At 72.9% G+C, this 22,432-nt stretch carries 15 protein-coding genes and 1 pseudogene; 10 read left to right on the top strand and 6 right to left on the bottom strand.

Annotation, left to right across the window (positions count from 1 at the left end):
• Positions 1 to 20 precede the first annotated feature (20 nt).
• Positions 21 to 2,791, top strand: a pseudogene (locus tag ACX6XY_RS16755) (glycosyl hydrolase).
• 60 nt (positions 2,792 to 2,851) lie between these two features.
• Here the strand turns inward: ACX6XY_RS16755 and ACX6XY_RS16750 are convergent.
• The gene (locus ACX6XY_RS16750; protein ID WP_460331170.1) at positions 2,852 to 3,877 is read right to left on the bottom strand and encodes a LacI family DNA-binding transcriptional regulator; all 1,026 of its coding nucleotides are present in this window, start codon (positions 3,875 to 3,877) and stop codon (positions 2,852 to 2,854) included.
• A gap of 123 nt (positions 3,878 to 4,000) precedes the next feature.
• Between ACX6XY_RS16750 and ACX6XY_RS16745 the strand changes: the two genes are divergently transcribed.
• Positions 4,001 to 5,176: a sulfite oxidase gene (locus ACX6XY_RS16745; RefSeq protein WP_460331167.1), complete on the top strand. Its 1,176-nt coding sequence runs from the start codon at positions 4,001 to 4,003 to the stop codon at positions 5,174 to 5,176.
• A gap of 62 nt (positions 5,177 to 5,238) precedes the next feature.
• Here ACX6XY_RS16745 and ACX6XY_RS16740 read toward each other — a convergent pair whose 3' ends face one another.
• A complete protein-coding gene (locus ACX6XY_RS16740) occupies positions 5,239 to 6,042 on the bottom strand; it encodes a LysR family substrate-binding domain-containing protein (protein WP_460331164.1) in 804 nt (267 codons plus the stop codon).
• 58 nt (positions 6,043 to 6,100) lie between these two features.
• Between ACX6XY_RS16740 and ACX6XY_RS16735 the strand changes: the two genes are divergently transcribed.
• Entirely contained in the window at positions 6,101 to 6,505 is a 405-nt protein-coding gene (locus tag ACX6XY_RS16735; RefSeq protein ID WP_460331161.1) for a DUF5997 family protein, read from the top strand.
• Between the two features lie 72 nt (positions 6,506 to 6,577).
• Here the strand turns inward: ACX6XY_RS16735 and ACX6XY_RS16730 are convergent, their stop codons facing one another.
• Positions 6,578 to 7,837, bottom strand: a complete 1,260-nt coding sequence (locus tag ACX6XY_RS16730; protein WP_460331158.1) for an amino acid aminotransferase — start codon at positions 7,835 to 7,837, stop codon at positions 6,578 to 6,580.
• Positions 7,830 to 8,813 (bottom strand): DMT family transporter, encoded by a 984-nt coding sequence (locus tag ACX6XY_RS16725; protein ID WP_460331155.1) that lies wholly within the window; start codon positions 8,811 to 8,813, stop codon positions 7,830 to 7,832. Before ACX6XY_RS16725 ends, ACX6XY_RS16730 begins: the two co-directional genes overlap by 8 nt.
• Positions 8,814 to 8,973: 160 nt before the next feature.
• Here ACX6XY_RS16725 and ACX6XY_RS16720 point away from each other — a divergent pair, with 160 nt between their 5' ends.
• The 7 genes from ACX6XY_RS16720 (at position 8,974) to ACX6XY_RS16690 (ending at position 15,104) form a co-directional block, all read left to right on the top strand.
• On the top strand, positions 8,974 to 9,444 hold the full coding sequence (locus tag ACX6XY_RS16720; RefSeq protein ID WP_460331152.1) for an Lrp/AsnC family transcriptional regulator: 471 nt from the start codon (positions 8,974 to 8,976) through the stop codon (positions 9,442 to 9,444).
• A 160-nt stretch (positions 9,445 to 9,604) separates the two neighbouring features.
• Positions 9,605 to 9,757 (top strand): hypothetical protein, encoded by a 153-nt coding sequence (locus ACX6XY_RS16715; RefSeq protein WP_460331181.1) that lies wholly within the window; start codon positions 9,605 to 9,607, stop codon positions 9,755 to 9,757.
• 131 nt (positions 9,758 to 9,888) lie between these two features.
• Positions 9,889 to 11,634 (top strand): sigma-70 family RNA polymerase sigma factor, encoded by a 1,746-nt coding sequence (locus ACX6XY_RS16710; protein ID WP_460331150.1) that lies wholly within the window; start codon positions 9,889 to 9,891, stop codon positions 11,632 to 11,634.
• Positions 11,635 to 11,700: 66 nt separating this feature from the next.
• On the top strand, positions 11,701 to 12,036 hold the full coding sequence (locus ACX6XY_RS16705) for an ArsR/SmtB family transcription factor (protein WP_460331147.1): 336 nt from the start codon (positions 11,701 to 11,703) through the stop codon (positions 12,034 to 12,036).
• A 2-nt stretch (positions 12,037 to 12,038) separates the two neighbouring features.
• A complete protein-coding gene (locus tag ACX6XY_RS16700) occupies positions 12,039 to 12,770 on the top strand; it encodes a cation transporter (protein ID WP_460331145.1) in 732 nt (243 codons plus the stop codon).
• A 140-nt stretch (positions 12,771 to 12,910) separates the two neighbouring features.
• Positions 12,911 to 14,341, top strand: coding sequence for an FAD-dependent oxidoreductase (locus tag ACX6XY_RS16695; protein WP_460331142.1), 1,431 nt, complete (start codon positions 12,911 to 12,913; stop codon positions 14,339 to 14,341).
• Positions 14,342 to 14,597: 256 nt separating this feature from the next.
• On the top strand, positions 14,598 to 15,104 hold the full coding sequence (locus ACX6XY_RS16690; RefSeq protein ID WP_460331140.1) for a M23 family metallopeptidase: 507 nt from the start codon (positions 14,598 to 14,600) through the stop codon (positions 15,102 to 15,104).
• Here the strand turns inward: ACX6XY_RS16690 and ACX6XY_RS16685 are convergent.
• Together ACX6XY_RS16685 and ACX6XY_RS16680 are read right to left on the bottom strand one after the other, a co-directional pair.
• Positions 15,025 to 15,798 carry a thioesterase II family protein gene (locus ACX6XY_RS16685; RefSeq protein ID WP_460331138.1) on the bottom strand — a complete coding sequence of 258 codons (774 nt, stop codon included), beginning with the start codon at positions 15,796 to 15,798 and terminating at the stop codon, positions 15,025 to 15,027. The genes ACX6XY_RS16690 and ACX6XY_RS16685 overlap by 80 nt on opposite strands.
• Positions 15,795 to 22,337, bottom strand: a complete 6,543-nt coding sequence (locus ACX6XY_RS16680) for an amino acid adenylation domain-containing protein (protein WP_460331135.1) — start codon at positions 22,335 to 22,337, stop codon at positions 15,795 to 15,797. The genes ACX6XY_RS16685 and ACX6XY_RS16680 overlap by 4 nt, the downstream gene beginning before the upstream one ends.
• Positions 22,338 to 22,432: the final 95 nt, after the last annotated feature.

The raw sequence follows: 22,432 nt of genomic DNA, 5'->3' as shown, positions 1-22,432 counted from the left end.
CCACCCCACCCCCCGCGGCGCTGGTCGTGTCCACCGCCGGGGCCGCCGGCGGACTGGGCCGGGCGGCCGCCTCGGCGGCCGCCGCCACCGTGCCCGTCGGATCCGGCAGTTACTCCGACACCCGCCCCGCGGGCACGTCGGGACCCGCCACCACCACTGGCAGACCGGTGACGCCCAAGGTGACCGACGCCGCCGCGAACCGCCCCGTGCCCACCAACGACTGGTGGTCATCGCTGGCCTTCCAGCGCTACGACGACAACCCGTACTCCACCCCGATGTACGGACACCCCCTCACCTACCAGGCCACATCGGGCGGGCTCGACGTCGGCTATCCGACCGACCCGGCCGTCGTCGGCGACGGCCGTCAGTACGAGTTCGCCCACAAGCGCGATCTCACCATCGGACTCGCCGGACTCAACTCCCCTGACACCAAGGCCGACGACTGGTCCGACTGGACCGTGACGCCCTACTGGTCCGACGGCGTCCGTACCCTGCGCACCACCATCGGCCACGGTCTGCCGTTCGTGTACGCCAAGGGCTCCGGCGCGGACGCGCAGATCACCACGGCTGGCGCGCCCGTCGTCTTCGCGGACCAGGGCAACGTCCTCGGCATCACCGTCGGCGGCCACCACTACGCGCTGTTCGCGCCCACCGGCAGCGACTGGCACGTCTCCGGCTCCGTCATCCGCGCGGACCTGGGCTACCGGGACCACTTCTCGCTGGCCGTGCTGCCCTCCAGGGGCGCGCTCGCCACGTACGCGAGGTACGCGTACAGCTTCGTCACCGGCTCCAGGGTGGACTGGAGTTACCGCGACGGCACGGTGAAGGCCACGTACACGCTGACGACTCGGGCCGAGGAGGGCTCCGAGCGCGGCACGCTCCAGGCCCTGTACCGGCATCAGTGGCTGCACACCGCGGATCCGCTCACCCCGTACACGTACGTGTCCCCGCGCGGGACGATGAAGGTCCGCGAGTCCGCCTCCTTCACCACCGGCCAGAAGTCGTCCGGAGTGCTGCCCGCGCTGCCGAAGTCGGACGGCGTCGACGCGGCCCGCCTGCGCGGCTATCTGAACGACGTGCTCAGCGCCGACGACCCGTTCTCCGGCGCGAGCGACACCTACTGGACCGGCAAGGCGCTCGGCCGTCTCGCCCAACTCGTGCCCCTCTCGCCCAACTCGTGCCCCTCGCCGAGCAGATCGGCGAGGACGGCCTGCGCGACAGACTCCTCGGGCTGATCAAGGGCAGGCTCCAGGAATGGTTCACCGCGGGCGGCGCGGGTGAGTTCTCGTACGACGAGGACTGGCGGACCCTCATCGGGTACCCCGCCTCCTACGGCAGCGACACGGAGCTCAACGACCATCACTTCCACTACGGCTACTATGTGTACGCGGCCGCCGTAGTCGCCCAGTACGACCAGGGCTGGGCCGCCGACTCCGCCTGGGGCGGCATGGTGAAGACGCTGATCCGCGACGCGGCCAACCCCAGCCGCGGCGACGCCTCCTTTCCCTTCCTGCGCGGCTTCGACGTCTACGCGGGCCACAGTTGGGCCTCCGGGCACCAGGGCTTCGCCGCCGGAAACAACCAGGAGTCGTCCTCGGAGTCCAGCAACCTCAGTGCCGCCCTGGTGCTGTGGGGTTCGGCGACCGGCGACGCCTCGCTACGCGACCTCGGCGCCTTCCTGCTGACCACGGAGTCCGAGGCCATCGCCCAGTACTGGTTCGACGCCGACGAGCAGGTCTTCCCGTCCTCCTACGGGCATGACACGGTCGGCATGGTGTGGGGCAGCGGCGCGACGTACGCTACCTGGTGGACCGCGAACCCCGAGGAGATCCACGGCATCAACGTCCTGCCGGTGACCGGTGGTTCACTGCACCTGGGCGGGCACCGAGCGGCCATCCGGCGCAACATCGCCGAGATGGAGCGGGAGAACGACGGCCCGGCCGTCGAATGGCGGGACATCCTCTGGGAGTTCGAGTCGCTGGCCGACCCCGCGGCCGCGCGGTCCAAATGGGATGCGGGCCACGCGGGTTACACCCCCGAGCAGGGCGAGTCCAAGGCGCATACGTACCACTGGATCACCACCCTGGACACGCTCGGCGCGCCCGACGCGGCCGTGACCGGGTCCATCCCGGCCTCGGCCGTGTTCCGCAAGGGAACCGTACGTACCTACGCCGCGCACAACCACGGTCCGGCCGCCCGCACGGTGACCTTCTCGGACGGTACGTCCCTGTTCGTGCCCACCCGTTCCGCGGCCACCCGCACGGGTACCGGCGACCCGGATCCCGACCCGGACCCGGATCCGGACCCGCCGACGGGTGACACCTTCGAGCTGCGCAGCGGCGGTGCGCTCACCACGGCCACCGACGGCACACCGGGCAGCGACACCGTCCCGTCAGCCGACGGCGCCAATCACGACGGCACCCCGTACAAGCCGCTCGTGTACGAGGCCCGCGGAGTCAACGGCACGCTCACTCCGGGTGGTTCGACCGCCTTCCGGCTCCAGGTGGACGCGGGCACAACGGTCGCACTCGGCCAGCAGGCCCGCGTCAGCTACGACCTCACCGGCGACGGCGACTTTGAACGGACCGAGACCTACGGCTACTTCGCGACCGATCCCGTGCCCGGATGGGAGGGGTACACCCAGGCGCGGGGGTTGAAGGCGTCCACCGGAGCACTCGGTGACCTCAAGGGCGGGACGGTGCGACTGGAGGTCTGGAGCGCCATCGGCGACGGCCCGTCGTCGCTGCGGACCGGCACCGCCGACTCGGTCCTGGTCATCCCCTACAGCTGAGCCGTCACGACTGAGCCGTCACGGCTGAGCCGCTCCTTGGGGCGCGGCGGGCGTCGGAGGTCAGGCCGACGCCCGCCGCACCAGTGTGGTGGGGGTGACGACCGGGGCGGGCGGGTCGCTCGTGGCGTCGTCCAGCAGCCGCATCAGCAGTCGGACCATCAGCCGGCCCATGCCCTCGATGTCCTGCCGCACCGTGGTCAGGGCCGGTCGCGTCGTCTCGGTCACCGAACTCACGTCGTCGAAGCCGACGAGCGCCACGTCCTGGGGCACCCGCAGGCCCCGCTCGCGCAGGGTACGCAGAGCGCCGGACGCCATCAGGTCGTTGGAGGCGAACACGCCGTCGACGTCCGGGCGGCGGTCGAGGAGATCCGCCATCGCCCGTGCGCCGCTGTCCACGGTGAAGTCGCCCTGGCACAGCAGCGCGGGGTCGGCGTCCGCCAGCACGTCGTGATATCCGTCGATCCGGTCGAGCGCCGACGTCTGGTCGCGCGGCCCCGCGATGAGGGCGATGTTCCTCCGGCCCAGGGAGCGCAGGTGGCGCACGGCTTCCCGAGCGCCGCCCCGGTTGTCGCAGTCGACGTAGGGGATGGTGCGGCCGAGGCCCGCGGGCGGGCGGCCGCCGAACACCGCGGGAATCCTCGCGCGGCCGATGAGCGCGGGCAGGTCGTCGTGGTTGTGCAGCGAGAAGGCGAGCGCTCCATCGACATGGCCGCCGTCGAGGTAGCGTGCTATCCGGTCGAGGTCGCCGCGGCCCTCCACCCACAGCAGCACCAACTGGGTGTCATGTGCGGCGAGTTCACGGCTTATCCCGCGCAGCTGCCGCTCGAAGAAGGGGTCCGAGAAGATCCGGAACTCGGGCTCGGCGATCACTACCCCGACCGCGCCGTTGCGGCGGGTGACGAGGGTGCGCGCCGCGTGGTTCGGTACGTATCCGAGCTCGTCGACCGCCTGCCGCACCTTGTCGGCCAGCGGGGCACGGACGCCGGCGCCGCCGTTGACGACGCGGGACACGGTGGCTCGGGAGACACCCGCGCGGGCGGCTACGGCTTCCAGGGTGGGGCGGGGCCCGACGGACCGCTCGGACAAGGCGGGCTCTCCCTGCGTCTCTCTGTCTGTGTCTCTCCGGGGCAAGGGTATCCGTATCGGCCGCCCGCCAGCGTATACAGCCGCGAGATGCCCAGGGCCCGCGCGGCGAGCACCATGGGGGGTATGGACGCCGCGCGGACCAGTGCCGCCGATGACATCGGCGATGTCGGTGACATCGGCGACGTCAGCGCGCCAGCACGCCTCGCGGGTCCCGACGAGGCCGTCAGTCTGGAGGAGCTCGCGCTCGCGGCCCGTAACCACGGTCTGCCGCTGGAGGCCCTGCGCTACGACCTGACTCCGGCCGGGCTGCACTACGTACTCGTGCACTACGACATCCCCGCCGCCGACGCCGGCACCTGGCGACTCACCGTGCGCGGCCGGGTCCGCACGCCGCTGGTCCTCGACCTGCCGACGCTGCGGTCCTTCCCCGCGCGGACACAGCGCGTGACGATGGAGTGCGCGGGCAACGGCCGGGCCCGGCTCGTGCCCCGGCCGGTGAGCCAGCCGTGGCTGGTCGAGGCGGTCGGGACCGCAGAGTGGACCGGGGTGCCGCTGCGCACGCTGCTCGCCGACGCTGGTGTGGCGGCGGACGCCGTCGAGGCCGTTTTCACCGGGGCGGACCACGGCGTCGAGCGGGGTGTCGAGCAGGACTACCAGCGCAGTCTGCCGCTGTCGGTGGCCCTGGGCCGGGATCCGGAGGTCCTGGTGGCGTACGCGATGAACGGCCGTCCGCTGCCCCCGCAGCACGGCCATCCGCTGCGTCTGGTGGTTCCGGGGTGGTACGGCATGGCGCACGTGAAGTGGCTGCGCGACATCGCGCTCAGCGACGTACCGTTCCGGGGCTTCCAGCAGGAGGTGGCGTACCGCGTCCGGTGGTCGCCCGACGATCCCGACGAGCCCGGCGAACCGGTCACCCGGATCGCCCCGCGGGCCCTGATGATCCCACCGGGGTTCCCGGACTTCATGTCCCGGACCCGGATCGTACGCCCCGGCCGGGTGCGGCTGGAGGGCCGGGCGTGGTCCGGTCACGCCCCGGTGACCGGCGTGGAGGTGAGCACCGACGGCGGCCGCGTCTGGAGTGCGGCCGAGCTTGCGCCGCCGGACGGGCACGCCTGGGCCTGGCGGCGCTGGCGGGCGTACTGGACGGCTGCGCCCGGCCGTCATGAGCTCAGCGTCCGCGCGTACGACGGCGCGGGCCACGGCCAGCCCCTCGACCAGCCGTGGAACCGCGGCGGGTTCGCCAACAACCTCGTCCAGCGGGTCGCCGTGCTGTGTGTGGCGGCCCCGGACACGCGCTAGGCCATCTCGGCTCAGATCTTCTCGGCTCAGATCTTCTCGGCTCAGATCTTCTCGGCCCCGAGCTATGAACGGCGGCGCGGTCTGCCGTGCTTGCCCCCGTGCTTGCCGCCGGGTTTCGTGCCGCGCTTGCCGCCCTTGGGGCCGCCCGAGCCGCCTCGCGCGCTCTTGCCGGTCGGCTTGCCGGGTGCGGGCTTGCGCTGGGCGGCGCCGCCCGCTTCGGGGCGCTGGGGCTTGGACCGTGCCGGGGTGGCCGGAGTGCGGCCGCGTGAGCTGTTGACGGTGCGGCCACGGACGATGCCGATGAAGTCCTCGACGAGGTCGGTGGTCTTCTCCTCCGGCCACGCCAGCGCGACCCTCGACGCGGGGGCGTCCGACACCGGCCGGTAGGTGAGGTCCCTGCGATGGTGCAGGCGGGCGAGCGACTGCGGGACGACGAGCAGGCCCACGCCCGCCGCCACGAGCGCGACGGCGTCCGCCGTCGTGGCGGGCCGCTCGTTCGCGGGCCGCCCCGGTCGGCGCTCCCATTCCAGGGTCTCGTCGAGTGGGTGCAGCACGATGTCGTCGGCCAGGTCATCGGCCGAGACCTCGTCGACCGCCGCCACGATGTGGTCCTTCGGGATCACGACCACCGTGGTCTCGGTGTACAGGGGGATCGCGCTGAAGTCCGTGCGGTCGACCGGCAGGCGGACGAATCCGGCGTCGGCGTCGCCGCGGCGCAACGCCTCGGGGGCTTCGGCGGCGGACACCGGGACCAGGGTCAGGGGGATGTCGGGCAGCCGCTCGTTCCAGATCCGCACCCACTTGGCGGGCGTCACCCCCGGAACGTAGGCGAGCCGAAACGAAGGGGTTGCTTGCGAGCCGGTCACTCCGCCAGGTTACCGGTCGTGGTCAGCGGTAGCGCACACGATCGATACCCTTGACCTCATGACGTCGCACAAGAGCGCCCAGACGATGAAGCCCGCGACCGCGGCGAAGAAGCTGGGCGTGTACCTCGAAGCCACCCCCGTCGAGTTCCAGGAGGGTGTCGTCTCGCGCGCCGAGCTCAACGCGCTGCAGGCGGATCCGCCCCAGTGGCTGCGTGAGCTGCGGCGTGACGGCCCGCACCCCCGGCCCGTGGTCGCGGCGAAGCTGGGCGTCTCCATCTCGGGTCTCGCGCGGGGCGGAGTCACCGAGCCGCTCACGACGGAGCAGATCGACGCGTTGAAGGCGGACAGCCCGGAGTGGCTGCGGCGGGAACGCGACACCCAGGCCGAGGTCCGCAAGGAAGCTGTACGCATCAAGGAGAAGAAGGAGCAGCGAGAGAAGGGGACGGGCCAGGGGGACGCCTAGGCCCTGACTCTGTCGGGGATCTTGAGGATCCCCGACAGAGTCAGGGCCTAGCCCGCCGGTGCCGACGCCGCGTCAGGCGGGCGCGTGCGCCGGGTCGAGCACGGACGCGATGGCCCACGCGAGGTAGGGGATGCGGTGCGCGGCGATGCCCGCGATGTTGACGCGGCCCGAGACCGTGCCGTAGACGGCGAACTGCTCGCGCAGGACCCGCATCTGATCGGGGTTCAGGGGCAGGGTCGAGAACATGCCTTTCTGCCGGGAGACGGTCTCCGCCTGTTCGGGATGGCCCAGGCCGTTCAGGTGGGCCACCAGGTCCGACCGGTTGGCGGTGATCCGGCCGCGCATGACGTCCAGTTCGGATCGCCAGGCGGACCGCAGCTCCGCGTCCTCGAGGACGGCGGTCACCACGGCGGCGCCGTGCTCCGGCGGCATGGAGTACAGCGTGCGGGCGATGTTCTGCAGGGAGGTCTCGGCGTGGCGCAGGGTCCGGGCGGACGGGCTGAGGACGATCGCGCAGCCGGTACGGTCGCTGTAGAGGCCGAAGTTCTTCGAGCAGCTGACGGCGATCAGCATCTCCGGAACGCGCGCCGCCAGCATGCGGGTGGCCCGCAGGTCGGCCTCCAGGCCGTCGCCGAGACCGTGGTAGGCGAGGTCGACGAACGGCACCCAGCCGCCGGACTCGGCCAGTTCGGCCACGGACCGCCAGGCGTCGAAGGACAGGTCGACGCCGGTGGGGTTGTGGCAGCAGCCCTGGAGCAGGACGACGTCGCCGCGTCCGGCGTCGCGCAGGTCCCGCAGCATGCCCGCCTCGTCGGCGCGTCCGTCGGCGCCGAGCCAGGTGTAGGTCCGTACCGTCAGCCCGGCGGCTTCCAGGATGGGGCGGTGGTTGACGTACGCGGGGTCGCTGATCCACACCGTCGCGCCGGGGCGGGTGTGGTGGATCAGGTCGGCCAGCAGCCGCAGCGCGCCGGTGCCCGCGACGGTCTGGACCGCGGTGGCCCGGTCGGCCAGGCCGCCCGCCTCCGGGGTTCCGTCGACGCGGATCCCGTCGGTGCGGAGGGCCTCGTCGACGTCCCCGCTTCCCAGGATCGTCGACACCATCGCGCGGTTGAAGGCGAGGTTGCCGGACAGCCCCCGGTACTCCTTGGACGGGGCGCGCTCCGCCAGGCGTATCTCGGCCTCGCGGACGGCCGCCATGACGGGGGTGGCGCCGGTGTGGTCCCGGTAGACGCCGACGACGAGGTTCAGCCGGTCGGGGCGGGTGTCCTGGGCGTACGCGGCCGCCAGGTCCCACAGCGGGTCGGCGGGCGGGGTGGGGAGCAGCTCAAACATCGGCGGGAACCTCGGGTCGGGGGCGCCGGTTGGACAGCACGACGCCGGTGGTGATCAGGGGGACGCCCACCAGCACGGTGAGCGTGGGGGACTCGTCAAGGAGCGGGATGGCGAGCAGGACGACGGCGACCGGGCTGAGGCTGCCCAGTACGGAGCTGCGTTCCGCGCCCAGCCTGCGGATCGCGAACGCGTACAGCAGCCCGGCGCACAGACCGACGCCGAGTCCCTGCACGCCGAGGAACAGGGCGATGTCGCCGCCCGCCGCGTCCGCGATGCCGGTGGGCAGTACGCCGGTCAGCGCGAGCAGGGCGATGACGGCGAACGAGGGCAGGCACAGCAGACCGATCGACCCGACGGGGTCGAGGTCTACTTCCTTGAGCCCCACCGTGTACAGCGCCCACAGCCCGCTGGCCAGCAGGAGCACGCCGGAGCCGAGCAGTACGTCACCGTCCAGGGCGACCGTGTAGCGCCAGACCAGGGCGAGGACGCCGACGGCGATCAGGACCAGGCCGACGGCCTGCGTGCCGCGTGGCGCGCCCCGTCCGTTCGCGACCATCAGGGCGGAGACGAACAGCGGGACCATGCCGGGTATGAGCGAGCCGACGAACGCGGCGGAGGTGAGGGAGCCGCCGTACATCGCGGCCAGGAAGAACGGCACCCCGGCACCGCAGATGATCTTCGCCGCGGGGCCGGGCCGTACCGCCGCCAGTCTCCGCCGACGCCGCCACAGCGCGGGCGCCAGGACGACCAGGGGGGTGCCGAAGCGCAGCAGAGCCGCGTCGGCGGGCAGCAAGGTGGAGGCGCTCAGCGCGCGTGCGCTGAGCGCGAACCCGGCCCAGATCGCCACGGTCAGCCCCAGGGCCAGCACGGCGACCGCGTTCGGGGAGATCCCGCGACCCGCTGTCCGGGGCTCGGCCGCCTCGGGGGGCCGGGGCCCGGCGGGCGGCGCCGCCTCCGTGGTGTTCGTCGCGACCAACGCGCTCTTCCTCCCGCTGTTGACCTGTTGACCTGTTGACTGGTGCCGTTGACCTGCTCCAGTCCTGCGATGAGCAACGTTAGGCCACAGGTGGGGGCATACGATTGCGTATTCTGCCTCTCAGAACTACCTTCAGGGCAGAATCTGCCAAGGAGTGACAATGGACGCTGTTGATCTGGGGATCATCCGTGAGCTGCAGGCCGACGGACGGCTGTCCAACCAGGACCTCGCCGACCGGGTACGCCTGTCCCCCTCGCCGTGCCTGCGGCGGGTTCGCCGACTTGAGCAGGCGGGTCTCATCCGCGGCTACACGGCGATGGTCGACCAGGTGGCCTTCGGGCTTCCGATCACCGTGTTCGTCCGTATCCGGCTGGACCGGCACACGGCGGAGGCGGTCAATGTGTTCGAGGAGCACGTCGGCCTCATCGAGCACATCCAGGACTGCTATCTGATGGCCGGGAGCAGCGACTACCTGCTGCGGGTCGTGATCGAGAGCCTGGAGGCGTACGAGGTGCTGGTCCGCACGCGTATTCACGCGATTCCCGGCATCGCGTCGATCGAGTCCAGCTTCGCGTTCGGCAGCGTCAAGCAGTCCAGGACCTATCCGCGTCCTGCCGTGCGCCCCGTGTGAGCTGGATTACCCCGTGTAGATCGTTTGGCCGGTACGCTCGCCGCGGCGGCCCACCCACTGGACCCCTTGTGTGTACCCGCGCCGCTCCCCCGTACACTCGCCCAGGCTTTTCGCAGAAGCGGATCACCGACTGTCACGCACCGGAAACAGGAACCCAAACGTGAGTATGACCCACGCCGAAGCACCGATTTACGACGGCCTCGTCGAGGAACGCGGCGACGTTCCCGCCACGGTTCGCGAAGCGGCCGAGGAAACGATGCGCAACCTTGAGGCGGACTTCGACTTCAGCGCCGTGCGCGCCAGGGGCGCGTAGCGACGGCGTCCGCCTCGCTCACCCACATCCCTCGGCCACGTCCGGCGCACTTTCTGTTATGCCGCCGTCGGCCGTTTGTCTCCTCTCATGTCTGACGGACAGACCAGGGCCGAGAAGGGAAGTGGACAGCCGTGGCAACGAGCGGGGAATCCGACCGGGCGACAGTAGAGGCGGCGCGGCGGGGCGACCTACGGGCGCAGGACGAGCTGGTCGCCGCGTATCTGCCGCTGGTGTACAACATCGTCGGCCGGGCGCTGCGCGGGCACACCGACGTCGACGACGTGGTGCAGGACACCATGCTCCGCGCACTCGGCCGTCTCGGCTCGCTGCGCGACGCCGGGTGCTTCCGCTCCTGGCTGGTGGCCATCGCGATGAACCAGATACGCACCTACCGCCACCGGCAGCGGTACGCGCCGGTCAGCTCGGATCTGCGGGACGCCCACGACGTGGCCGCTCCGGGCGCGGACTTCGCGGATCTGACGATTCTGCGGCTTGGTCTGGAAGGGCAGCGGCGGGAGGTCGCGGAAGCCACCCGCTGGCTGGACGACGACGATCGTGAGCTGCTTTCGCTGTGGTGGCTGGAGGCGGCCGGTGAGCTGACCCGGTCCGAGGTGGCCGCGGCGCTGGAGCTGTCCACGCAGCACACGGCGGTACGGGTGCAGCGGATGAAGGCACAGCTGGAGACGGCCCGTCTGGTAGTGCGGACACTGTCCGCGACACCTCGCTGCGCTGGTCTCGGCCAGGTGACCGGGAACTGGGACGGCGTCCCGTCGCCGCTGTGGCGCAAGCGGATCTCGCGGCACGCGCGGGACTGTGTGGTCTGTGCGGGGTTCGGGGCGGGGCTGGTTCCCGCGGAGGGGTTGCTGGCGGGTCTCGGACTCGTACCGGTGGCCGGGGCGCTGGCCGGGCTGACGGGTCTCGCGGATCGCGCGGATCGCGCGGATCACATCGGTCTCGCGGCCGCGAACGGCCGGTCGGGCGCGGACGGGTCCGGTGAACCTGGTGGGCCCGGTAAACCTGGTGGGCCCGGTGGTCACGACGCCACCACCGTGGGGGCAGCGGGCGGCGGACTCCCGACCGACCGCCGGAGCCGCCGCGCCCAAAGGCGAATACACCGGCGTCGGCGGCGCGCCGCCGTGGCGGCGGCCGTCGCCGCGCTGCTCGCGGGAGGCACGGTCGCGACGATGACGCTGCTGCCGTCGGACGAGGACGGAGACGGGGACGCGCGCGTGGTGCGTTCGGCGGCCGACGCGCGGTCCCCGGTGCCGACGCGGCCCACCGCCTCGCCTTCGCCCGCCGCCTCGCCCTCCCCGTCGCCCTCCCCCTCTCCCTCCCTCTCGCCCTCGTCTTCCCCGTCGTCCTCGCCCAGCGAGACGGCCTCGCCCAGCCCCCGGCCGACTCGTACGAAGGCGAAGCCCGCACCCACTCCCACGCCCGCGCCGTCCAAGCCCAGGCCCGCGACCACCGCCAAGCCCGCACCGCCGCCCGCGCCCCCGGCGCGCCCCGCGAGCACCACGGCCGAAAGGGTCCTCGCGATCGTCAACACCGAGCGGTCCAAGGCGGGATGCGGCCCCGTGAAGTCCGACGGCCGCCTCGCCCGCGCCGCCCAACTGCACAGCGAGGACATGTCGGCGAACGGCTACTTCAGCCACACCAGCCAGGACGGACGCAGCTTCGGCGACCGGGCCCGCGCGCAGGGCTATGACTCCCCCGGCGCCGAGAACATCGCCCAGGGCCAGAGCTCCCCGGAGAGCGTGATGCGGGCCTGGATGAACTCCGAGGGCCACCGCGCCAATATCCTCAACTGCTCGCTCACCACCATGGGCATCGGCCTGGTGGACGACGACTGGACCTGGACCCAGGTGTTCGGCTTCTAGGCCTCGCGCCACTCCCGACAACAGTTCAGGCTTTTCTGAATTCATGACTTCGTGTACTGTCATGGTGTGCTGACTGTTGCTTCCGACATCGAGGTGCTGGCCCGCTTCGGCCGCGCGCTCGCCGACCCGATCCGCTGCCGGCTGCTGCTCGCGCTGCGCCGGGCACCGGCCCATCCGTCCGACCTGGCCGACGCCCTGGGCATCTCCCGTACCCGGCTGTCGAATCACCTGGCGTGCCTGCGTGACTGCGGTCTCGTCGTCGCCGTGCCCGTCGGCCGCCGTACCCGCTACGAGCTGGCCGACGCGCGGCTCGGGCACGCGCTCGACGACCTGCGCGACGCCGTGGTGGCGGTCGAGGCGGACAAGAGCTGCCCGGACGCCCGGTCGAAGGGCTGTTGCTGAGGATGACCGCGATATCACTCGGCCCCTCGCGGGCCCGCCGCGACGTCCTCACCAGGCGTATCCGGCTGCTGGTCGGCGCGACCATCGTCTATAACGTCGTCGAGGCGGTCGTCGCCCTCACCGCGGGGGTGATCGCCTCCTCCACCGCGCTCGTCGGCTTCGGCCTGGACTCCGTCGTCGAGGTGTCCTCCGCCGCCGCGGTCGCCTGGCAGTTCTCCGCCCGCGAGCACGCGGTACGCGAGGCCCGCGAGCGTGCCGCCCTGCGGATCATCGCCGTCTCGTTCTTCGCGCTCGCCGCCTATGTCGGCGTCGACGCCGTCCGCGCGCTGGCCGGAACGGGCGAGGCCGAACGGTCGCTGCCCGGCATCGTCATCGCCGCCCTGTCGCTCGCGGTGATGCCGTTCCTGTCCGCCGCCCAGCGCCGGGCCGGGCGGGAGCTCGGCTCCGCGTCGGCGGTCGCCGACTCCAAGCAGACCCTGCTGTGCACGTATCTCTCCGCGGTGCTGCTGGTCGGCCTGGTCCTCAACGCCGCGTTCGGCTGGTCGTGGGCCGACCCGGCCGCCGCGCTGGCCATCGCCGCCGTCGCCGTCAAGGAAGGCCGCGACGCCTGGCGGGGCGAAGGCTGCTGCGCGGCGCCCGTCGCCGAGGCGCCCGTCGCCGAGGCGCCCGACGCGAAGGCGGGCGGCCCGTGCGGCTGCCAGACCGGGTGCGGCTGCCGAGACGGGTGCGACTGAGGCCGCGGCCCAGGCGGGTTCCGCCACACGGGCCTGAATGGCGCAGAACAGCCCAGACGCCGCAAGTCCTGCCAGGATACTGGTGGTTCCGGTTCTTCCTGATTCCCTGAACCGGCTCGACGACCAGGAGAGGCACACGCATGGTGGACGACACGCAGGGGCACGGCGGCTGGCGGCGGAATACGGACGGGCGTCACGCCGTGGTCATCGGTGGCAGTCTGGCCGGGCTGCTGGCGGCCCACGTCCTGGCCCAGCACGCCGACCGGGTGACGGTCGTGGAGCGCGACGCCCTTCCCGAGGGACCCGAGCCGCGCCCCGGCGTGCCACAGGGGCGGCATGTCCATGTACTGCTGGAAGGCGGACAGCGCGCGCTGGACGCGCTACTGCCGGGCTTCATGGACGAGTTGGGGGACTCGGGCGCCCCGCGGGTCGGCATGCCGTCGGACATGGTGCAGTGGATGAGCGGACGCTGGTATCGGCGTACGGCGGCCAGTACGCACATCTCCACCGGCTCGCGGGCACAGCTCGAACACCTGGTGCGGCAAAGGGTGCTGGCCCATCCGGCGATCACCGCGGTCACATCGGCGGAAGCCGTCGGACTGCTCGGCGACGCCCGGCGGGTGCGGGGCGTGCTGGTGCGCCAGCGCGGGGCCGCGGCCCAGGTTGACGAGCGGCAGCCGCAGGCGTGGGAGGCGGATCTGGTGGTGGACGCGTCGGGACGCGGTTCACACGCCCCGCGGTGGCTGTCGGCGCTCGGCGCCGAACCGCCCGCCGAGGAGACCATCGACACCGGTCTCGCGTACGCCTCACGGATCTACCACAACAAGAGCGCCAACCTCGGCTCCGAATCCCTCGCTTACTACGTCTTCCCGAATCCGTCGCAGGTGTACGGGGGCGGGGTGCTGCCGCTCGAGGACGGGCGCTATCTGGCGATCCTGTCGGGCCTGCGGGGCTGTGAACCGCCCACGGACGAGGACGGGTTCGCCGCGTTCGCGGCCCGTCTCCCGCACCCGCTCATCCATGACTGGCTGCGGGACGCCAAGCCGGACTCGCCGCCCTTCGGCTTCCGCCAGACCGCGAACGTCCGCCGCCGCTACGACCGTCCGGGCCGCCGCCCCGCCGGATTCCTTGTGACGGGCGACGCGTTGTGCACGTTCAACCCGATCTACGGCCAGGGCATGTCGGTCGCGGCGCTGAGCGCGGTGGCGCTGCGTGACGCGCTGTCCGATCCACGGCGCACACCGACGACACACACGGTTCAGCGGGCGCTGTTCGAGGCGTCGCGGCAGGCCTGGGACCTGTCGGCCAGCGCGGACCGGGGCATGCCGGGCGCGGTGGGCAACGCGGTCACCGTCCCGGCCGTGGACCGCGCGGCGGGCTGGTACATGAAGCGCCTCCAGCAACGGGCTCCGGGTGACCCGGAAGTGGGAGCGGCTTTCCGGTCCGTGCTGGGCCTGGCCTCTCCGATCACCTCGCTGTTCGCGCCGAGGGTGGCCCGAGCGGTGCTCCTGGGCCCCGCGCCTGTGACGCCTGCCGAGCCACAGCTGACGCGGGAGCCGACGGGCGGGTGAGTCACGCCCGCCCCGCGGTTCACCGTCAGGGGTGACCGGTCCCGGTCGCCGTCGGCTGTCGCGTGCGCGCCGCCCGGCACGGCGACGTCGCTGGACCGCTCGGGCGACGCCCGCCGCGGCCACCGCCGGTGGCCGCGCGGCCGTTCGGCTGACCGGCCCACCGCCCCGAGTGCGGCGGGCGGCCGTATGGCGTGTCCTCACCCCTATGACAAGGTTTCGCAGACAGCTCTTCCGCCGACCGCTCTACGGGATAGCCGTGACCGCCGTCGGGGCCGTGTGCGCCCTGACGGTGCCGCCGGGCTCCGCGGCCGCGCCCACCGGCGGCTGGACCAGCCCGCTGGCCGTCCGCGCCAAGATCTCCGCGCCCTACGGGATCCGCAGCGGCGGGCACGCCGGACACCACACCGGGGTCGACTTCGCCGTGCCCACCGGGACACCGGTCCGTGCCGTCGGTTCCGGCACGGTGGTGCTCGCCGCGCGGTCCGGCGACTACGGCAAGGCCGTGACCATCCGGATGACGGACGGCCACTACACGCTTTACACCCACTTGTCGCGCATCGCGGTCCGGGTCGGCCAGCGGGTGCGGGCCGGGACCCACCTCGGGCGGAGCGGGGCCACCGGCCGGGTGACCGGCCCCCATCTGCACTTCGAGGTGCGTGCCCGGCGCGGCTACGGCTCGGACATCAACCCCTTGGCGTATCTCGACCGCCGCGGGGTGCGCCTGCCGCTGCGGGCAATGCCCCTGGATCCAGCCGCGAAGTGAGCGCGGCACCGAGGGTCTCGCACAGTTGTTCCTCGTGCGAGTGCAGGAAGAAGTGCCCGCCGGGCACCACATGGAGGGTGAACGGCTCGGTGGTGAACCGGGCCCAGGCGGCGATGTCCGCGACCGCGAACAGCGGATCGTCCGCACCGGCGAAGGCCGCGACGGGGCAGCCGAGCGGCGGCCCCGAGCGGCCGCCGTATGTGTCGGCTATCCGCAGATCGGCCCTGATGGCCGGGAGGGCCAGCGCCATGAACGCGTCGTTGTCCAGGAGTTCGCGCGGTGTGCCGCCCATCTTCCCCACGGCCGCCCGGAGTTCCGCGTCGGGCAGCAGCGCGGATGACACGGCGGGCGGCGCCAAGTCCGGTGAGCGGAAGGCGGCCACCGTCAGAAAAACCGGCGGTCGGCCGTCGGCCTCCAGGCGGGCGGCCGCCTCGTACGCCAGGACCGACCCGAAGCTGTAGCCGAACAGGGCGAACGGCAGGCCGTCGTCGTGCGCCCGCACAGCGGCCACCACGTCATCGACCAGCGGTTCGAGCCGCTCGCACAGCGGCTCGCCGAACCGGCTGCCACGGCCGGGCAGTTCCAGCGGGCACACCTCGACGGCGTCGGGGAGCGCCCGCTGCCACGGCAGGTACAGGCGTGCGGAACCGCCCGCGTAGGGCAGGCAGAAGAGCCGGATGCGGCGCTCGCTCATGACCGGCCTCCTGGGGTACGGCGGTGGGCGCTCCGCCCGCGTTCTCGTCCGCGCCCCCGAGTTCGGGTGAGCGCCGGGTCGGCCGGGGGTTCGCCGGCGGCGTCGTCGGCGGCGGGGTGCGTGGTGATGTGGTCGGCCAGGCGTCGGACGGTGGGCGCGTCGAACATCACGGCGAGCGGGAACTCGCGGCCCAGTGCCGTCCGCAGGGCGCGGTGCAGCCGGACCATGGCCACCGAGTCCACGCCGAGCTCCAAGAGACGGTCGTCGACCGTGATCCCGTCCAGGCTCAGCTCAGTGCGGAGTACGGCCAGGATGCGCGCCTGGGTCGGGGTTCCGGCACCGCCGTCGGCGTCGCCGCCCGCGTCCTTTGCGTCCAGCCGGGCCGCCTGCTCGGCCAGGGTTCGCAGCGCCTCGCGGTCCAGTTTGCCGCGGGCCGTGAGCGGCAGCCGGTCCACCTCGGTGAACGCGGCCGGGACGAGATAGCCGGGCAGCACGGCGGCCAGCCGCCGCCGCAGCAGCCTTCCCAGCGGTTCCGGTGCGGTCGCGGTGTCCGTCATCGCGGTGTCCGTCGCGGCCGTGTTGTCCCGGCCGGGGTCGTCCTGGCCGGGGTCGTCGTCCAGCGTGCCGCCGAGCAGGCCGTGCAGCACCTCGCTGTCCTCGTCGACGGCCAGGGCGCGGCGCAGTTCGCCGGTGACCCGGATGACGCCCACCTGGCACAGGCCGATGCCGCTGGCGGGCCCGGCCTCGTCCAGGAGCTGGGTCATCAGGCCCGTCTCCAGCAGGCAGAAGTCGCGCGCCCGCGTCCCGTACATCGGCTCGACGGCGGAGCACCGCGCCACGAAGAACACGGAGAACGCCGCGCCGTCGAACACCGCCTGGTTGTCGGGGACATGAAGTTCGGCGCCCAGGCGCACGTCCGCGCACACCGTCACCAGCCGGTGCTGGCCGGGGTCGTAGCGGAACGTGCCGCCTTCGATTCCTTCGACCCGGCCGGGAGTGATGTACACATAGGTCTGTACGGGGTACAGGCCACCGGCCGAGCCGTAGCGGCGGCGGCCCGGCGCGCCGCTGTCGCCGGTGCCGTGCGCGCGCAGCGGCTCCAGCAGGCGGGTGAGCGCGGCGAGCGGGACCGGCGCCGCGCCGAAGCGACGGCGGCTGCGGCGTGCGGGGCCCTCGGTTTCCGGTGCGGTGAACGGGAGTTGGTGCGCGGGGCCGTCCAGGTCCGTACGCGGCCCTGGACGGCGCGAGGTGAACGCGAGCCGCTCCAGCGGGTCCGTGAGGACGTCGTCACCGAACGCCGCGCGGTAGCCACGGGCATCGCCCGAGGCCGCCCCGTCCGGTGCGGGCGCCGCGTCCGGTGTCCCGGTGTCCGGTTCCGTCGTGTCCGGTTCCGTCGTGTCCGGTGTCGCCGCGTCCGGTGTCGCCGCGTCCGGCGTTCCCGCCGTCTCGCGTACGACGACGGCGGCGAGGCGGCGAGCCTCGCGGGCGTCGCCGACGACCGTGACCGCGGCCGCGCGGACCTCGTCCTGCCGCAGCAACACCGCCTCGATCTCGCCGAGTTCGATGCGATGCCCACGGATCTTCACCTGGAAGTCCTCGCGGCCGATGATCTCGATCTCGCCGTCCGGCAGCCACCGGCCGAGATCCCCGGTCCGGTACAGCCGCCGCCCGGTGCGCGGGTGCGTGACGAAGGAATCGGCGGTGCGCTCGGGGTCGCGCCAGTAGCCGTCGGCCAGGGAGTCGCCCCCGACGCAGATCTCGCCGGTGACGCCCACGGGGCAGGATTCGAGGCGGTCGTTGAGCACGTCCATGGTCTGGTTGCGCAGGGCCGTGCCGTACGGGATCGAGGTCCTGGCCGCGTCGGCGTCGGTGACCACATGGGCCACCGACCAGATTCCGGCCTCGGTGGCCCCGCCCGCCGCGGTGACGCGGACGCCGGGGGCCGCGGCGCGTACCCGGCCCGGCAGGTCGACGGGTATCCAGTCGCCGGACAGCCAGACCTCCCTGAGGCCCGCCAGCGCGTGCGGGCGTGCGGCGTCGTCGCCCAGGTGCTCGACCAGCATCTGCAGCAGGGCGGGCACTGAGTTCCACAGCGTGACGCGGTGCTCGGTCAGGAGCTCCAGCCAGTGGGCCGGATCGGGCGTCGCGGCCGGTTCCGGGAGCACAAGCGCGCCGCCGCCGCCGAGTACGGCGAAGATGTCGGCGACGGAGAGGTCGAAGCCGAGGGCGGACAGGGCGAGCACCCGGTCCTCGGGGGTCAGCGCGCAGCGCTCGGCGAAGTCGGCGACGGTGTTGAGCGCCGCCCGGTGTGAGACGGCGACGCCCTTCGGGTCGCCGGTGGACCCGGAGGTGTACAGCAGGTAGGCGAGGTCGTCGGGCCGCTGCACGGGAGTCAGGGGGGCGGCGTCGCCGTCGGACGCGGTCAGGTCGACGGACAGGGCCGTGACGCCGGTGGGCCAGGTGCGGTCCCGGTGGTCCGTGCTCGTGTCCATGTCCGTACTCGTGTCCATGTCCGTGCCCGCGCCCGTGCCCGTCGTGAGGACCAGCGTGGCGCCGGAGTGCCGCAGCATCCACTCCCGGCGGGCCGGGGGCAGGGCCGGGTCGAGCGGCAGATAGGCGGCCCCTGACAGGTGGACGGCGAGGACCGCGACGATCTGTTCGACGCCCTTGTCCAGGGCGACGGCGACGAGTCGGCCCGGCGCCGCCCCGAGGTCGCGCAGCCGTCGGGCGAGGCGGCAGGCGTGCCCGTACAGCTCCCCGTAACTGACGTCGCACGCGCCGGTGATGACGGCCGTACGGTCGGGGTGTGCCGTGGCCTGTGCGGTGAAGCCCGTACACAGCAGACCGTCGGGGACCGTGCCGGTGGTGTCATTGGCCCGGTCGATGAGCCGTCGCTGCGCCGCCGGGAGCACGTCCACGTCGTCCGGTCCCCAGGCGGCCTCGTCCCGTGCGAGAGTGTGCAGCAGTCGGCTGTAGGCGTCGAACATCTCGTCCAGGACGGCGGGCGGGAAGGACGCCTCGACCGCGTCCCACTTGAAGGTGAGGGCGCCGCGGTCCTCGTAGACCTGGTGGTCGAGTCGCACCTGCGGGGTCTGGGACACCGCGTACACCGTCTCGCCCAGCCAGTTCGCGCCCACGTCGCCCTGGGCGAACTCCTGGTCGCGGCCCTGTTCGCGGGCGCTGGCGAAGACGGTGGCCGAGTAGTCGGCGGCGGGGACGCCGCGCTCGCGGGCGATCTCCCGCACCACCTCCACGCCGCTGAACAGGCGGTGGTCCAGGTCCTGCCACAGTTGCCGCTGGATGCGCTCGGCCAGGGCGGTGATGCCGCCGCCGGGGCGCAGATCGACCTCCAGGAGGGTCACCGAGGTGAAGTCGCCGATGATCTGGTCGATGTCCGGGTGCAGCGGGTGCCGGTTGAACAGCGGGACGTTGAGGGTGAAGTGACCGGTGCGGGTCCAGGCGCCGAGCACGGTCGCGTAGGCGGCGAGTTGTACGGCCGACGGGGTGAGTCCACGGGCGGCGGCGCGCTCCTTGACGCGGGCCCACTCGGGTGCGTCCAGGCGGTCGTGGCGGCGCGTGCGGCGCGCGGCCGCGCCGACGGCCGGGGCGGCGGCGGACGACGGCAACGGCGGGTTCGGGGGGAGCGTGTCGATCCGGTCGAGCCAGTAGGCTCGGGCCTTCTCGTAGGCGGGGGTGTCGGCGAGCTGCCGCGCCGCGAGCACATAGTCGCGGAACGACACCTGGGGTGTGGGGAGTTCGGCGTCCGGGTCGGCGTACAGGTCGCCGAGTTCGAGGAAGAACAGCCGGACGCTGGCCACGTCGGCGACCAGCAGGTCGATGCCGACGTGGACGCGGGCCCGGTCGTCGTCGAGCCAGGTGACGCGGAGGTCGAACATCGGCCAGGTGTCCAGCGGGAGCACCTGGTGGCTGAGCTGGTCGCGTAGCTCGCGGAGGTGGGCGTCGCGGCGTTCCCGGTCGGCGTCGCGGAGGTCGTACTCGGGGACCGGGATCTCGCCGACCTCGGGCAGGACGCACTGGGTGCCGTCGTCGCGGACCACGGCGCGGAGCATCTCGTGCCGTCGTACCAGCGCGGCCAGGGCCCGCCGCAGCCGCAGCGGGTCCAGTGCGGCGCAGTCGTACTCGGTGTAGAGGTGTACCGAGGTGCCGCCGAGTTCGTACCCGGTGCTCCGGCCGATGAGGTAGGCGTGCTGGATCTCGGTGAGCGGGAAGGGTTCATGGCGGCGGTCCGGGTCGGCGGTCACGACAGGCCAGCGGACGTCCTCGCGCGTAGACCGTGATGGCGCGCCGTCCGGGCCGCCGTCGAGGCCGGAGCGTACGAGGTCCGCCACGTCGGTGACGCCGCCGCGGAGAAATCCGGCCAGCGGGAGAGCGACCTGGAAGTCGCGGGCCAGTCCGTGCCGGAGTTCGATCGTGCGCAGCGACTCCAGGCCCAGGCCGACCAGCGGGCGGTCGGCGGGCACCCGGTCGGGCTCCACGCCCAGCAGGGTCGCGATGCGCCGTGTCACCTCCGCGGTCAGCACCTGGCCGCGCAGGTCTGCGGGCAGCGCGGTGACCATCTCCCGCAGCGGGGCGGCGGCTTGGGGCGGGGCGGCGGCGTCCGGGCGCTCCGCCGTGGGTGAGGAGCCGCCCGTCGCGGTCCGGTCCGGCTCGGTGCCGCTGCCGGTACTGGCGCCGGTGGTCGTGGTGTGCAGTGCGGTGAGCGTGTCGTCGAGCCAGGCCTGTCGACAGGCGGTACGGCGGATCTTGCCGCTCCCGGTCATCGGCAGGGCGGCCGGTCGTACGAACACCACGGCGTGCGGCTCGACCTCCTGTTCCGCGGCGACGGCCGCCCTGACCTCCGCGCCCAGCGCGGCGAGGTCCAGGTCGCCGGTGTGCTCGACGGACTGGACCAGGACCAGCCGTTCGCCGTCCGGCGCGTCGACGGAGAACGCGGCCGCCGGGGCCGCGGCCAGCGCCGGATGGGCGCGGCGGGCGGCGGCCTCCACGTCCTGGGGGTGGATGTTGCGCCCCCGGATGATGATCAGTTCCTTGAGGCGGCCGCAGACGACGATCTCGTCGCCGTGCCGGAAGGCGAGGTCGCCGGAGCGCAGGAACGGCCCCCGGCCGTCCGCCAGGTGTCCGGCGAAGGCCTCGTCAGTCTGCTCGGGGCGTCGCCAGTATCCCTGGTTGACCACAGCGCCGCTGATCCAGATCTCGCCGACCTCGCCGGGGCCGCACTCCGTGCGGGCCGCCGGGTCGACGATGAGCATCCGCACCCGAGGGTGCGGCGTCCCGCAGCCGACCAGCTCGACGACACGGCCCCCCGCGTCCTGCGTGCCCTGCGTGCCCTGCGTGCCCTGCGCGTCCCGCGCGCTCGCCGGGGCGCCGGGGCCCGAGACGCGGACCTTGCCGCGCTCCAGGTCGGCCGCGTCCACGGTGAGGGCCAGCGGGTCGGGTCCGCGGCGGCCGCTGATGCCGAGGGTGACCTCGGTCAGTCCGTATCCGGGGAACCACGCCTCGCGGCGGAAGCCGTGCGGGGCGAAGGCGCGGGTGAACGCCTCGATGGTCCGGTGCTGGACGCGTTCGGCGGCGTTGAACGCGCTGTGCCAGCCGCTGAGGTCGAGCCGGGCCCGCTGCTCGGGGCTGACGCGCTCCACGCAGCGGTCATAGGCGAAGTTGGGGCCGCAGCTGAACACCGGGCCCTCGGCGTCGGAGATGGCCTTCAGCCAGCGGAACGGTTCGGCGACGAAGTCCTCGGGCGTCAGCAGAGTGCAGCGGCCGCCGATGAACTGCGACAGCAGCACCGTCCCGGCGACGCCCAGCGCGTGGTAGACCGGCATCCAGGTCACCACGTCGGCGCCGTCGGGGAGTTCGGCCAGGTCGCGGAAGACTCGGAGCTGTTCCAGCAGGGCTTCATAGGACACCATGACGCCCTTGGGCGCGCCGGTCGATCCGGAGGTGTACTGCATCAGCGCGAGGTCGCCGCCGTCGATGTCCGGAGGAACCCACCGGTCCGCGGCCGCGCCGCCCGGCACGCCGATGCCGTCGACCTCGATCCAGGCGGCGTCCGGGGCGCCGCGCCCGTCCCAGCGGCCGCGCAGTTCCGCCGCGCCGTCCCGGTGTGTGATCACCGCGGCGACCTCGGCGTCCTCGCCGATCCGCGCGAACCGCTCCGCCGCCTGGTCCGGTGCTCCGGCGACCGGCGGCGCGCAGGCGACGGCGCAGGCACCCGCGTACAGACAGCCGAACAGTCCCGCGACGAAGTCGGCGCCGGGCCGCATCAGCAGCAGGACCCGCCCGCCGCCCGCGCCCCGTTCCTGGAGGGTCGCGGCCACCGCCCGCGCTCTGGCGTCGAGTCGGCCGCGGGTCAGCCGGGTGGCGGGCCGCTCGTCGCCGGTGCGCTCGTCGAAGGAGAGGAAGGTGAAGGCGGTCGCCTCCGGCTCCTGGCCGGTCCGCCGCCGCAGGATGTCGAGGAGGTTCCGGGAGGGAAGGAGGTTCCGGGAGGGAGGAGGGACGTCGTGCGGGGCGTGCGGAGTCATGTCCTGTCATCCCATCTCGAGCTGCCGGAGGAGACCGGCCCGTATCATACGGACCTTCCTTCGCGGCCCGAACATCTGTCTCATGCCGCAGAACA

It is taken from the genome of Streptomyces sp. O3, from assembly GCF_054788135.1.
Note: the sequence above shows the minus strand (reverse complement) of the source record. Positions and strands in the feature narration are given on the sequence as shown.